The organism is Blastomonas sp. CCH9-A1, from assembly GCF_001557175.1.
In the GTDB taxonomy this organism is placed as follows: Bacteria; Pseudomonadota; Alphaproteobacteria; order Sphingomonadales; family Sphingomonadaceae; genus Blastomonas; species Blastomonas delafieldii_A.
This window is the reverse complement of record NZ_LSHM01000057.1, coordinates 189,896-203,360: the sequence shown is the minus strand read 5'-3', so window position 1 is coordinate 203,360 and position 13,465 is coordinate 189,896. Positions and strand designations below refer to the sequence as shown.

Sequence of the window (13,465 nt, the reverse complement as noted above, 5' to 3'; positions counted from 1 at the left end):
CATCCTATATCCGCCGACGGGGACGGAATTGCCGGATGCTTGGGGGCATGACGGCGGTTCGTATTCTTTCATCTGCATATCGAAAGTTACGTGGGAAAAGCATTATGGCAAAAGTAATCGGTATCGACCTTGGCACCACCAACAGCTGCGTGTCGGTGATGGACGGCGACAAGCCCAAGGTGATCGAAAACGCGGAAGGCGCGCGCACCACGCCGTCGATCGTCGCCTTCACCAAGGATGGCGAGCGTCTCGTCGGTCAGCCGGCCAAGCGCCAGGCCGTTACCAATCCGGAAAACACCGTGTTCGCGGTCAAGCGTCTGATCGGCCGTCGTTTCGACGATCCGCTGACCAAGAAGGACATGGAGCTGGTGCCCTACAGCATCGTCAAGGGCGGCAATGGCGACGCCTGGGTGAAGGCGGGCGGCAAGGATTATTCGCCTTCGGAAATCAGCGCGTTCACGCTGCAGAAGATGAAGGAAACGGCCGAGAGCTATCTGGGCGAGACGGTCACGCAAGCGGTCATCACCGTTCCGGCCTATTTCAACGACGCCCAGCGTCAGGCGACCAAGGACGCGGGCAAGATCGCAGGCCTTGAAGTGCTGCGCATCATCAACGAGCCGACGGCTGCCGCGCTCGCTTATGGCCTGGACAAGAATGACGGCAAGACCATCGCGGTCTATGATCTTGGCGGCGGCACGTTCGACATCTCGATCCTCGAGATCGGCGATGGCGTGTTCGAAGTGAAGGCGACCAATGGCGACACCTTCCTGGGCGGCGAAGACTTCGACTCCAAGCTCGTCGAGTTCCTGGCCGAGGACTTCAAGAAGGCCGAAGGCATCGACCTGACCAAGGACAAGCTTGCCCTGCAGCGCCTGAAGGAAGCGGCGGAAAAGGCGAAGATCGAGCTGTCGTCGGCACAGACCACCGAAGTGAACCTGCCCTTCATCACCGCTGACCAGAATGGCCCGAAGCATCTGGTGAAGACCATCAGCCGCGCGGACTTGGAAAAGCTGGTCGCCGACCTGATCAAGCGCACGCTCGATCCGTGCAAGAAGGCGCTCGAAGATGCGGGCCTCAAGGCCGCCGACATTGACGACGTCGTGCTGGTAGGCGGCATGACCCGCATGCCGCGCGTGCGCGAAGTCGTGAAGGAGTTCTTCGGCAAGGAACCGCATACCGGCGTGAACCCCGACGAAGTCGTCGCCATGGGCGCGGCGATCCAGGCGGGCGTGCTGCAGGGCGACGTCAAGGACGTGCTGCTGCTCGACGTGACCCCGCTGTCGCTGGGTATCGAAACGCTGGGCGGCGTGTTCACCCGCATGATCGACCGCAACACCACGATTCCGACCAAGAAGTCGCAGACCTATTCGACCGCTGACGACAATCAGCAGGCGGTGACGATCCGCGTCTTCCAGGGCGAGCGCGAAATGGCGGCGGACAACAAGCTGCTCGGCCAGTTCGACCTGGTCGGCATTCCGCCCGCACCGCGCGGCGTGCCGCAGATCGAGGTGACGTTCGACATCGACGCCAACGGCATCGTCAACGTCTCGGCCAAGGACAAGGGCACCGGCAAGGAACAGCAGATCCGCATCCAGGCGTCGGGCGGTCTTTCCGATGCTGACATCGACCAGATGGTCAAGGATGCCGAGCGCTTTGCCGAGGAAGACAAGAAGCGCCGCGAAACCGCCGAGGCCAAGAACAACGCCGAAAGCCTGCTGCACAGCACCGAAAAGCAGCTCGAGGAGCATGGCGACAAGGTCGACGCTGCGGTCAAGGGCGAGATCGAGACTGCGATTGCCGAGCTCAAGACCGCAGTCGAGGGCGGCGAGGCCGATGCGATGAAGTCGAAGACCGAAGCGCTGGCGCAGGCCGCGATGAAGCTGGGTCAGGCGATCTACGAGAAGGAGCAGGCGGCAGCCGCTTCGCCGGCAGCCGAGGCTGCTCCGGCTGAGGACAATGTCGTCGACGCCGAATTCTCGGAAGTTGACGGCGACGCGAAAAACTGATTGCCGGATTGATGTTCGACAGTCCGGCCGGGCGGGACTGCGGGGCAGGGGTGGTTACGGCCACCCCGGCGTCGCGATCCCGCCCGGTCGCTGCATGATGAATCGCGACCCATGACCATGACCACAGCCAAAGATTATTACGAGCGCCTGGGCGTATCACGCAACGCGGACGATGCCACGCTCAAGTCCGCCTATCGCAAGCTCGCGATGCAATGGCACCCGGACCGCAATCCGGGCGATGCCGAGGCAGAAGCCAGGTTCAAGGCGATCAGCCAGGCCTATGACACCCTGAAGGACCCCCAGAAGCGCGCTGCCTATGACCGGTTCGGGCATGAGGCTTACGAAAGCGGGATGTCGGGCGGCGGTGGCGGTCATGGCTCAGCGGGCGGCTTTTCCGATCTCGGCGATATTTTCGACACGATCTTCGGCGGCGGCTTTGGCGGAGCAGGCGGTCGCCGCGGCCCGGTGCGCGGCGCGGACCTGCGCTACGACATGGAGATCACGCTCGAAGAGGCCTATCATGGCAAGGCGAGCGAGATCACCATCGATGTCGCCGCGACCTGCGACACCTGCGATGGGTCGGGCGCGGAGCCGGGCACCAAGGTACGCACCTGCAACCTGTGCGGCGGCAGCGGCAAGATGCGGGCGCAGCAGGGCTTTTTCGTGGTCGAGCGGACCTGCCCGAACTGCCATGGCAGCGGTCAGGTGATCGAGAACCCGTGCCGCACCTGCCGCGGCGAGGGCCGGGTTGACAAGCAGCAGACGCTGTCGGTCGATATTCCGCCGGGCGTCGACAACGGCACGCGCATCCGTCTGTCAGGCAAGGGCGAGGCCGGTCCCAAGGGGTCGCCGCCGGGCGACCTGTACATCTTCATCCATGTTGCACGGCATCGCATTTTCGAGCGCGACGGCACGACGTTGATCACGCGCTGCCCGATCAGCATCACGACAGCGGCTTTGGGCGGCGAGCTCGAGATTCCCGGGCTCGATGGCAAGCGCCACCGGATCAGCATTCCCGCCGGTATCCAGTCGGGCAAGCAGCTGCGCCAGCGCGGCGCCGGCATGCCGGTGCTGCAGGGCCGCGGCACGGGTGACATGGTCATCCAGATCGATGTCGAGACGCCGACCAAGCTCAGCGCCCGTCAGAAGGAACTGCTGCGCGAATTCCAGGCGACTGAAACCGGTCAGGAAAGCCCGGAAAGCACGGGTTTCTTCGCCAGGCTCAAGGAAATGTGGGACGGAATCGGGGAATAAGGCGGGATCATCGCTCCCGCCTCATCAATCAGATATCCTCGGCCAGCCGTCCGTAGAGCTGCGGGCGGCGGTCACGGAAAAAGCCCATGCCTGCACGATGCTTGCGCGCCTGGGCGAGGTCGAGCGTCGCGACCAGCACACCGGTTTCCTCCGCGCCATATTCCAGGATCAGGTCACCCCATTCGTTGGTGATGAAGCTGTGCCCGTAGAAGCTCTGATTGCCCTCGGTGCCGATGCGGTTGCTGGCGATCACCGGCATGCAGTTCGACACCGAATGCCCCTGCATCGCGCGCCGCCACATGCGGCTGGTGTCGAGCTCGGCATCATAGGGCTCCGATCCGATCGCGGTCGGGTAGAACAGCAGCTCCGCGCCCATCAGCGCCATCGCGCGCGCGCATTCGGGATACCACTGGTCCCAGCAGATGCCGACGCCGATCCGCGTGCCGCACACGTCCCAGACCTTGAACCCGGTATTGCCGGGGCGGAAATAATATTTCTCCTCATAGCCTGGACCGTCGGGGATATGGCTCTTGCGGTACACACCCATGATCTCGCCATCGGGATCGATCATCGCCAGCGAGTTGTAATGATGCGGTCCGTCGCGCTCGAAAAAGCTGGTGGGGATCGCGACCTTGAGCTGTTTCGCCAGCTTCGCCATCGCGCGCACGCTCGGGTGCTCGGCGGTCGGGTGCGCGGTCGCGAACAGGCATTCGTCCTCGACCTGGCAGAAATAGGGGCCTTCGAACAGTTCGGGCGGCAGGATGATGTCGGCGCCCTTGTCGGCCGCGTGCGCGACGAGATCGCTGACAGCATCGATATTCTCGGCCAAACCGCCACCCAGCGGCAGCTGCAGGGCAGCGACGGTAATCTCGGTCATAGCGAAACGTTGATCCCAATGCGGGGCAGGAGCGCGACCATGCCCAGATACAAGATGATGGTGAGGCCGCAGCCTGCGCCCAAGCTCAGCCAGAAGCTCACGCCCGAGCGGAGCATCCACGGAATGAGCAGGAACATGGGCAGTGTCGGCAGGAAATACCAGAAGGCAGCCGAGACATAATTGGCCACCAATTCGCGGTCGCCGCTGTCATTCCAAAGCCAGATCATGCCAAGCGTCGAGACCAGCGGTATCGAGGCGATCAGACCGCCCAGCCCAGGGCTGCGCCGCGAAACCGTGGCGATGATCGCAACGAGAATGCCCGAAATCACTGCGCGCAGGACAAACGCACCCATTATCGCCCCCCGGCGTCAAAGGCTCGCCACCAACCCGATGGCCAGCGGCGAGCCTGTCATCACTTCTTGCGGAACAGCATGGTCATGCGGTCGGATTCACCGATCGCGGCATATTTGGCCTTGTCCTGATCCTTGAGCGCATAATTGGGCGGCAGGGTCCACACGCCATCGGGATAGTCGGCGGTGTCCTTGGGATTGGCGTTGATCTCGCTCTTGCCGACCAGCTCGAAGCCGTGCTTCTCGAACATGGCGACGACATCGGCTTCCTTGAGATAGCCCTTCGAACCATCCGCATAAGCGGCGGGGGCATCGGCCTTGGCGCGGTGCTGTTCGATGCCGATCATGCCGCCGGGCTTGAGCATCTTGTGCATCGCGTCGAGCTCGCTGCCCAGAATGCCCCAGCGGTTCATGTTGTGCAGCATGCGCAGGATCAGGATGCGATCGACCTTGCCGTTGAGCTCGGCGGGCACAGCATTGGTCACATAGGCATGGATCTTGTCCGCCGCTAGGCCGGTCGCCTTGACGGCGCGATCGGGATAGCTGGTCGGATAGGCCGCCATCTGTGCCTTGCGCTGTTCGCTGAACGATGCGGCGATCGGCGAGACGCCGAGCGCGACATATTTGCCGCTGGTCGCGGTCAGCGGAGCGAGGATCTTCGTGTACCAGCCGGCATCGGCGGCATATTCGGCGACGACCATCTCGGGGCCGACCTGGAAGAACTCGAGCGTCTCCTTGGGGTGGCGATACTTGTCGCGGGCCTTGTCCTCGCCGCGCAGATCGGCAGCTACGGCAGCATCGATCGCCGAGGAGGCAGAGGCGCTCTCGGCTGCAAGGGCAGGCGCAGCGGTCATCAGGGGCAGGGCGGTGCCTGCGATCAGGGCAGACAGGATCATGGTGCGCATGGGGGGCAATCCTCTTTGTGGTTGTTGCTGGGGAACTTAGGACGGGTCCTGCGACTGGCTATACCTGCCACTGCAGGTCCAATCAATCGAGCAGCGGCATCTGTTGGCTGGCGCAATGGAAGCTGCCGCCGCCTGCCAGCACCGCATCGGCGCGCAGGCCGATGGTCCTGCGGTCGGGGAAGCAAGCGCCAATGGCTTCAACCGCCGGACCGTCGGACGCGGTGCCATAAGTTGGCACGACGACCAGATGACTGGTGATCGCGAAGTTCATATGGCTCGCCGGTTGCACCTTCACCTCGCCCTCGGCATCGACACGCTCTACCAGGCCGGGCGAGGGGATCGGCACGACCTTCAGCCCGAAGGCTTCGGCTCGAAGCTTCGCATTGGCATAGATCGCCGCATTGGGATCGTCCGCGCCGCTCGGCACCGGCAGCGCCAGCGTCCCCGGCGCCACGAAGCGCGCGAGATTGTCCACATGCCCGTCGGTATGGTCGTTGATCAGGCCATCGCCGAGCCACAGCAGCCGCTCGATGCCGAGATCGCGCTTCAGCCGCGCCTCGATATCCGCGCGCGTCAGTTGCGGGTTGCGATTGGGATTGAGCAGGCACTGCTCGGTGGTGACGCCGAGCCCAGTGCCATCGACATCGATCGCGCCGCCCTCGAGCACCCAATCGGCGCTGGCGCTATCCAGACCGGCCTCCTCGGCGAGCAGGCCTCCGATCTCGGTATCGCCGGGCATGACATATTTGCCGCCCCAGCCGTTGAAGCCGAAGCGCTGGGCGAAGGGATTGCCGTCCTGTCCCCGCACGACGAGCGGCCCGGTATCGCGCAACCAGATATCGCCATAGGGGTGCATGCAGATGGTCACCACATCGCCCGCGAGCTCGCGCGCCAACGCCGCGTGGGTTTCATCGGGCACGATCAGCCGCGCCTCTTGCCCACTCTCGGCGACAGCGCGCGCGAACGCGGCGATCTCCGCCTGGGCAGCGCTCAAAAAGCCGTTCCACTCATCGGCCAGATGCGGAAATCCGATCCAGATCCAGCGCTGCGGAGCCCATTCGGGCGGCATCATCTGCGTCATCGGATCACTGGCCCGCCCGGCTCTTGTCGCGGATGGCGCGGAACTCGTCGCCTTCCACCCAGTTCGGCCAGTCCTTCGACATCGCCAGGCTGCGGCCGATGCTGTAATAGAGCGAAAGGTCGTCGATCACGCCCGTCCAGTCCCAGTTGGGATTATACTCGTCCTTGGGCCCGTGATAGCGGTTGACGGTATAGTCCTTGCCGGCTGCTTCGCCCGCTGGTTTGCCGCCGTTCACCAGATCGTCGCCACCATCGATGTACAGCATCGGCACGCCCTGCTTGGCGAGGCTGAAATGGTCGGAGCGGTAGTAATAGCCGTTCTGCGGCATCGGGTCGGCTTCGGCCACCCGGCCTTCCTTTTTCAGCGCGACGGCGAGAAAATCGTCGAGCTGCGACTTGCCCTTGCCGATCACGGTGACATTGCGTGCCTTGCCCGCCATCAGGAACGCATCCATGTTGATGCCGCCTGCGGTCTGGGACAGCGGATAGACCGGGTTCTCGCCATAATAAGACGATCCCAGCAGCCCCGATTCCTCGCCGGTGACCGCGAGAAAGACGACGCTACGATCGGGCGCACCCGCCTTGCTGAACGCTTCGGCCAGCGCGACCAGCGCGGCGGTGCCGGTGGCATTGTCGACCGCGCCATTGCAGATATCGTCACCATCATCGGCGGGCTTGCAATGGCCGAGATGGTCCCAATGCGCGGTATAGAGCACATATTCGTCGGGACGCTTGGCGCCAGGCAGGATGCCGATGATGTTGTTCGAAATCGTGGTTTCGATCGCATTGGCGAAAGACACCGACGCCTTGAGGCCCAGCGGCACAGGCTTGAAGCCCTTGCGCTTGGCCGCTGTGCTCAGGGTCGCCAGGTCCTGGCCTGCGCTCGCCAACAGCTTCTCGGCGGCTTCCTTCTGGATCCAGCCATTGGCCTGGGTCTCGCTCGCGCCCTTGTCGGCGCTTTGCGCGAAGAATTGCGGGCCGGTCCAGCTCGATTCCACCACGCCCCAGCCATAGGCGGCAGGCACGGTATCGTGCACGATCAGCGCTGCGGCAGCGCCCTGGCGCGCGGCCTCCTCATATTTGTAGGTCCAGCGGCCGTAATAGGTCATCGCCTTGCCGCCGAACTCGCCGTCGAGGCCGGGGCTGTCATAATCGGGATCATTGACCAGAATGACGACGGTCTTGCCCTTCACGTCGAGCCCGGCATAGTCGTTCCAGCCCTTTTCGGGCGCGTTGATGCCATAGCCGACGAACACGACGTCGCTGCCCGCGATGTCGATGGTCGGCGCCTCGCGATAGGTGCCGATCACCATGTCCTTGCCATATTCGAAGCTGAGCGGCGTCTTGCCGCCGGTGATCGTCAGCGGGCTGATTTTCCCCGCCTCGATGCTGACCAGCGGAACCTGTTGCAGCCAGCTGTCGCCATTGCCTGGCTTGAGCCCCGCCTTGGCAAATCGGTCGGTGAGCAGCTCGATCGTCTTCTGTTCACCGACGCTACCGGGCGCCCGGCCTTCGAACGCATCCGAAGACAGCATCCGGGTAATGTCCTTCATCGTAGCTTCGGAGATCGGCTGGGGGGCAGTCTCGGGAATATCGATAGGCGTTACCGATTGGGCAGCCAACGGGCTTGCTGCGAGTATAGCCAATGGCGCGGCTGCGAGTTTGAACAGGGTCTTGAGATACATGATCGATCTTTTCGCCGGAGAAATGGATGCGCAGGCCCCATGCCCGCTGGTCGCGGCTGTTTGCCAGTTGCGTCCGCGTCAGGCAAGCGGATCGGTCAGGCGCGGCGCGCGCCATGCTTGTGATTTGCAACGAATTTCCGTATCGCGGCTTTCAGAGTTAACATGTGTGAATGACAGGCGCGTGTCAGGTTTTTCGAACCGCTGCTTGTCCAGTCTTGAACGATCGCAAATCAGGCCTTTTCGCTATGGCGTTTGACACTACAGCCGACGCCTCGCCCGAGACTGGCCCTCCGCTCGATGACGACGCGTTCAAGGCCCAGCTTGCGTCGCTCATTCCGCACTTGCGCGCCTATGGCCGCTCATTGAGCGGCAATCGCGATGTCGCGGATGACCTGGTTCAGGACACCATGCTCAAGGCCTGGGCGGCACGCGGCCGTTTTGCCGCTGGCACGAACATGCGCGCCTGGACCTTCATCATCCTGCGCAATTCCTTCCTCTCGCAGCGCAGGCGTGCGCGGTTCACCACCGAATGGGACGATGTCGTCGCCGATCGCATCCTGTCGATGCCGGCAGGGCAGGGCGATCAGCTTCACCTGGCAGATGTCCAGCGTGCGCTGATGCAGCTGCCCGAAAGCCAGCGTGAGGCGCTGATCCTGGTCGGCGCAGGCGGCTTTTCCTACGAGGAGGCAGCCGACATTTGCGGAGTCGCGCTTGGCACGATCAAGAGCCGTGTGGCGCGCGGACGCTCGGCGCTGGCCGCGCTGATCGAGGATACCGCAGCCAGCGAGGGTAGGGCAGAGCGGACATCCGACCCGATGGCCGCGATCATGGCCGATGTCGACCGGGTGAGCGGCGGGCTGGTCGGGCGCAGCGCCGAGGACGACTGAGCGCAGCTGCACCCCGATTGCCTCTGCCCGCGCGCCGGGCTAGCACCAGCGCCATGCCAGTCCACCCAGAACTTGCCGAAGCGCGTCAGCGCGCCGCACGCCATGCACCGTTCCTGGCCGCTGCCATGGCGCGCGCACCCGACCTTGCCGACCGCCTCCAGGAGGAGGGTCTCGACGCCGCGCTGGATCATCTTCGCAATCTCGGCCGCGAGGGGCCGGTCGCCGAAGCGCTGCGGCGTCGCAAGAGCGGGCTTGCGCTGGTCCTGGCGCTTGCCGATCTGGCCGGCCTGGTCGGCGTCGACCGGGTCACCCGCATCCTGTCCGATTTTGCCGACCAGGCGCTGGACGCGGCTCTGGCCGACATCATTGCGCGGCGCACGCCAGATGCCGAACCTCGGGGCTTCGCGGTCATCGCGCTAGGCAAGCACGGCGGACAGGAGCTCAACTATTCGTCGGATATCGACCCGATCTTCATCTACGATCCGATGACACTGCCCTGCCGACCACGCGAAGAGGCGGCCGATGCTGCGCAGCGTATTGCGCGGCAACTGATTGATATGATGAGCCAAAGAGATGGAAACGGCTATGTCTTCCGGATGGATCTGCGTCTGCGTCCAGCGGCCGAGGTCACGCCGCTGGCCATCCCTGTCGATGCGGCGCTGTCGCATTATGAATCGCAGGCGCTGACCTGGGAACAGGCCGCCTTCATCCGCTCGCGCGCCGCGGCGGGCGACCGCGTGCTCGGCGACTATTTCATGGAGGCTCTCCGTCCGTTCATCTGGCGGCGCTCGCTCGACTTCGGGACGATCGACGAGATTGCCGCGCTCACCCGCCAGATCCGCGATCATTATAACAAGGGGCAGACGCTCGGTCCGGGTTACGATCTCAAGCGCGGCCGCGGCGGCATTCGCGAGGTCGAATTCTTCACCCAGGCGCACCAGCTCATCCATGGCGGACGCAATCCGGCGCTTCGCGTGCGTTCGACGCTCGACGCACTCGGTGCGCTGGAGGATCAAGGGATCATCCCCGGGCATGAGGCGAGGCTACTGGCGGGTCATTATCGCACGCTGCGCACCTTCGAACACCGGCTGCAGATGATCGACGACCAGCAGACGCACAGCCTGCCCGTTGACGCGCCGGCGCTCGACAATGTCGCTAGGCTGCATGGAATGACCGATGGTGCAGCGATGATCGCGGCACTCCAGCCGGTGACACGGGATGTCGCAACCGTCTATGACGCGCTGATCGCCTCGCAGCGAGGTCAGGGCGATGAGGCGGTCGTTCCACTGAGCAACGATCCCGAATTGCTTGCCGAGGCGCTGGATCGCGCCGGCTTCGATCAGCCGGACAAGCTCGCCGAGCGGATTCAGGGCTGGCGCGGCGGAGCGGTGCGGGCCTTGCGCACCGCAGCGGGCCGCAAGGCGTTCGAGGAAGTGCTGCCCGCGCTGCTTGCGGCCTTTGCCGATGCGCCCGATCAGGCGGCCGCGCTCAACCGGTTCGACGATCTGCTGCGGCAGCTGCCCAGCACGGTGAATGTGTTCCGCCTGCTTCAGGCGCGGCCTGCGCTGATGCAGACGCTGGTCGATATCCTGAGCCATGCGCCGGTGCTGGCCGAGTCGCTGGCGCGCCGGGGAGACCTGCTCGACGGGTTGATCGACGCCAGCGCCTATGATCTGGTGGGCAGCGTCGAACAGATTGCCGAACGCCTCGCCCGCGAGGAGCCGGGCGACGACTATCAGCAGCGGCTCGATGCGGTGCGCGTGCGCGTCGGCGAAATGCGCTTTGCCCTCGGGGTGCAGCTGATCGAGGGGCGGCACGATCCGGTCGCCATTGCGGGCGGCTATGCCCGTGTCGCGGAGGCGGCGATCTGTCGTCTGGCCGATTGCGCCATCAGCGAATTCATCGCGGTGCATGGCCGGATGCCCGACAGCGAGCCGGTGATCCTCGCGCTCGGGCGGCTCGGCGGCGGGGCGCTGACCCACGCCTCCGACCTTGATCTCATTTTCCTGTTCAGCGGAGAGATCGGGCTGGAATCGGACGGCAGGCGCCCGCTCGGAAGCACGCAATATTACAACCGGCTTGCGCAGCGGATTATCGCGGCGCTTTCCGTGCCGACGGCGGCAGGCGCTTTGTACGAGGTCGATACGCGGCTGCGGCCCAATGGCGCGCAGGGCCTGCTGGCGGTATCGTTTGCCAGCTTTGCCGAATATCAGCGCGATCAGGCCTGGACCTGGGAGCATATGGCGCTGTGCCGGGCAAGGGTGGTTTACGGATCGCAGGAAAGCCGCGAGCGGCTCGAGGCGATCATTGGCGATGTTCTGCATGCCCCGCGCGATGCCGCCGAGCTGCGCGCAGCTGCGTTGAAGATGCGCGAGGATATTGCCGCGCACAAGAAGCCGCTCGGTCCGCTCGACGTCAAGCTGCTGCCTGGCGGCCTGGTCGATCTGGAGTTCATCGTCCACACGCTGCAACTGACCCACCGGGTGGGCTTCCACCCGGATCTGCGCCAGGCGATCGATGCGTTGGTTATAGCGGGGCTTGCAGATGCCGCGCTGGCTGAAGCGCATGACCTGATGACGCGGCTGCTGGTCGCGCTGCGTCTGGTAGCGCCCGATTGCAGCGAGCCCCCGCCCGCAAGCCAGGCACTGGTGGCGCGGGCCTGCGGCTGCGGCTCCTGGCCGGAGCTGCTCACAGCGATCGATTGCGCGCGCGCCAGTGTTCAAACCGCCTGGCAGCACCTATTTGGCGCGAGCGCGCCTGCAACCAGCGCATGAGAGAGAAGGACAGACGATGACCGATATTGGCGACACCATCCCCGACATTGCGCTGACCGCGCCCGATGGCAGCAGCGTTTCCGCCTCCGATTATGCCGGCAAGGCCTTGGTGCTGTATTTCTATCCTAAGGACGACACCAGCGGCTGCACCAAGGAGGCGCAGGAGTTCAGCGCGCATCTTGCCGAGTTCGAGGCGGCAGGGGTATCGGTGCTCGGCGTGTCGAAGGATCCGCCGAAAAAGCATCAGAAGTTCATCGAGAAATACGGCCTGACCGTGCCGCTCGCCAGCGATTCGGAGACCGACGGGTTGGCCGAGGCGATGGGCGTGTGGATCGAGAAATCGATGTACGGGAAGAAATATATGGGAATGGACCGGTCAACCTTTCTGGTCGGCAAGGATGGAAAGGTCGTGCGCGTCTGGCGCAAGGTAAAGGTCGCCGGGCATGTTGCCGAGGTGCTGGAGGCCGCCAGGGCCAATTGAGACGTCGCGAATCATGGTTAACCACAAGGGCTCGCCAACCGATTTGGCGGGCCCTTTTTGCTGGCGTGACGAAAATTTCCAATCGTTCCGGCCTGCAAAAGGTTAACGGAAGGCTTGGATCGACGCTGCGGCAGGACGATTCTGAGGCTTTCGCCGCCCGGATTCGGGCCGAAAACCGTCTCATTCATGCACGATTAAACGATTCAACGCGCCAGCCAGACGCTTCAACGCGCGGTGGGCGGTTGCGGGTTGCGGTGCACAAAGCTTTCCATCTACCCATGGTTCAACGAAATCGGAGGGAAGGGGTTCCAACGATTTTTGTGTTTTTGTGCTCCGCCTTTCACAAGGCGCCGGAGCACGAAGGGCACCCGCAAGGTCCGAACGGCCCGGTGGTTGCCCTTGCAACAAGGTGCTGAATATTCATGGTCGCAACCAGAATTGTCGCAACGGTCCTTACCACCACCACAGCCGGTCTGCTGTGCGCTGCATCACCCGCTTTTGCTGAAGGCAACGCCACTGACATCGCTGCTGCCGTGCCGCAGGTTTCGACCGAAGGCGCTCTGGGAGCCCAGGATACCGAATTCCGCGCCCTGTTCGCCGACTGGAAATCGATGGAGAACCGCGATACCGGCCGCGTCTCCATCCCCTCGCGCAAGCCCGTCGATGCCTTCAAGCTGACCAGCCAATACGGTTTCCGCGCCGATCCCTTCGCCGGACGCCGCGCCCGCCACAAGGGTCTCGACATGGCGGGTCCGATCGGTACGCCGATCTATGCCACCGCCGACGGTATCGTGGGTCGCGCTCAGTGGGTCGGTGGTTACGGCCAGTATGTCGAAGTCAACCATGGTGGCGAAATCCAGACGCGCTACGGCCACCTCTCGCAAATTCTGGTTCAGCCCAACCAGCGCGTCACCAAGGGCCAGGTCATCGGCCTGATGGGTTCGACCGGCCGCTCCACCGGCAGCCATCTGCACTATGAAGTGCGCATCGCCGGAAACTCGGTCAATCCGATGCCCTTTATCTCCTCGCGCGACTATCTGCTGGCCATGCAGGATGGCGGCAAGGTCGCCCAAGGCGGTCCCGCCGAGTAGTCGCTCGCAATTTTTGCAGATCTTGACATCAAGCGCCGGTTCTCCGGCGCTTTTTGTTTGTCGGCCGCACAACCC

The 13,465-nt window shown here is 63.9% G+C and carries 12 protein-coding genes; 7 read left to right on the top strand and 5 right to left on the bottom strand.

Annotation, left to right across the window (positions count from 1 at the left end):
• Positions 1-104: 104 nt before the first annotated feature.
• Together dnaK and dnaJ are read left to right on the top strand one after the other, a co-directional pair.
• Complete coding sequence (dnaK, locus tag AX725_RS15880) at positions 105-2,006, top strand: molecular chaperone DnaK (RefSeq protein WP_060979671.1); 1,902 nt, start codon at positions 105-107, stop codon at positions 2,004-2,006.
• A gap of 117 nt (positions 2,007-2,123) precedes the next feature.
• Complete coding sequence (dnaJ, locus tag AX725_RS15875; RefSeq protein WP_060979729.1) at positions 2,124-3,260, top strand: molecular chaperone DnaJ; 1,137 nt, start codon at positions 2,124-2,126, stop codon at positions 3,258-3,260.
• Between the two features lie 28 nt (positions 3,261-3,288).
• Here dnaJ and aguB read toward each other — a convergent pair whose 3' ends face one another.
• The 5 genes from aguB to AX725_RS15850 all read right to left on the bottom strand — a co-directional run bounded on the left by aguB (position 3,289) and on the right by AX725_RS15850 (position 8,157).
• The gene (gene aguB / locus AX725_RS15870; protein ID WP_060979670.1) at positions 3,289-4,137 is read right to left on the bottom strand and encodes an N-carbamoylputrescine amidase; all 849 of its coding nucleotides are present in this window, start codon (positions 4,135-4,137) and stop codon (positions 3,289-3,291) included.
• Positions 4,134-4,490 (bottom strand): DUF3147 family protein, encoded by a 357-nt coding sequence (locus tag AX725_RS15865; protein ID WP_060979669.1) that lies wholly within the window; start codon positions 4,488-4,490, stop codon positions 4,134-4,136. The genes aguB and AX725_RS15865 overlap by 4 nt, the downstream gene beginning before the upstream one ends.
• A gap of 59 nt (positions 4,491-4,549) precedes the next feature.
• Positions 4,550-5,392 (bottom strand): class I SAM-dependent methyltransferase, encoded by an 843-nt coding sequence (locus tag AX725_RS15860; protein ID WP_060979668.1) that lies wholly within the window; start codon positions 5,390-5,392, stop codon positions 4,550-4,552.
• Between the two features lie 82 nt (positions 5,393-5,474).
• Positions 5,475-6,473, bottom strand: coding sequence for an agmatine deiminase family protein (locus AX725_RS15855; RefSeq protein WP_060979667.1), 999 nt, complete (start codon positions 6,471-6,473; stop codon positions 5,475-5,477).
• Between the two features lie 4 nt (positions 6,474-6,477).
• On the bottom strand, positions 6,478-8,157 hold the full coding sequence (locus AX725_RS15850) for a M28 family metallopeptidase (RefSeq protein WP_060979666.1): 1,680 nt from the start codon (positions 8,155-8,157) through the stop codon (positions 6,478-6,480).
• Here AX725_RS15850 and AX725_RS21010 point away from each other — a divergent pair.
• The 5 genes from AX725_RS21010 (at position 8,156) to AX725_RS15830 (ending at position 13,390) form a co-directional block, all read left to right on the top strand.
• Positions 8,156-8,413, top strand: coding sequence for a hypothetical protein (locus tag AX725_RS21010; RefSeq protein ID WP_156441510.1), 258 nt, complete (start codon positions 8,156-8,158; stop codon positions 8,411-8,413). The genes AX725_RS15850 and AX725_RS21010 overlap by 2 nt on opposite strands.
• Positions 8,403-9,044, top strand: a complete 642-nt coding sequence (locus tag AX725_RS15845) for a sigma-70 family RNA polymerase sigma factor (RefSeq protein ID WP_060979665.1) — start codon at positions 8,403-8,405, stop codon at positions 9,042-9,044. Before AX725_RS21010 ends, AX725_RS15845 begins: the two co-directional genes overlap by 11 nt.
• A 53-nt stretch (positions 9,045-9,097) precedes the next feature.
• Positions 9,098-11,818, top strand: coding sequence for a bifunctional [glutamine synthetase] adenylyltransferase/[glutamine synthetase]-adenylyl-L-tyrosine phosphorylase (locus tag AX725_RS15840; RefSeq protein ID WP_060979664.1), 2,721 nt, complete (start codon positions 9,098-9,100; stop codon positions 11,816-11,818).
• Between the two features lie 16 nt (positions 11,819-11,834).
• On the top strand, positions 11,835-12,299 hold the full coding sequence (locus AX725_RS15835) for a peroxiredoxin (protein WP_060979663.1): 465 nt from the start codon (positions 11,835-11,837) through the stop codon (positions 12,297-12,299).
• A 422-nt stretch (positions 12,300-12,721) separates the two neighbouring features.
• Positions 12,722-13,390: a M23 family metallopeptidase gene (locus AX725_RS15830; protein WP_060979662.1), complete on the top strand. Its 669-nt coding sequence runs from the start codon at positions 12,722-12,724 to the stop codon at positions 13,388-13,390.
• Positions 13,391-13,465: the final 75 nt, after the last annotated feature.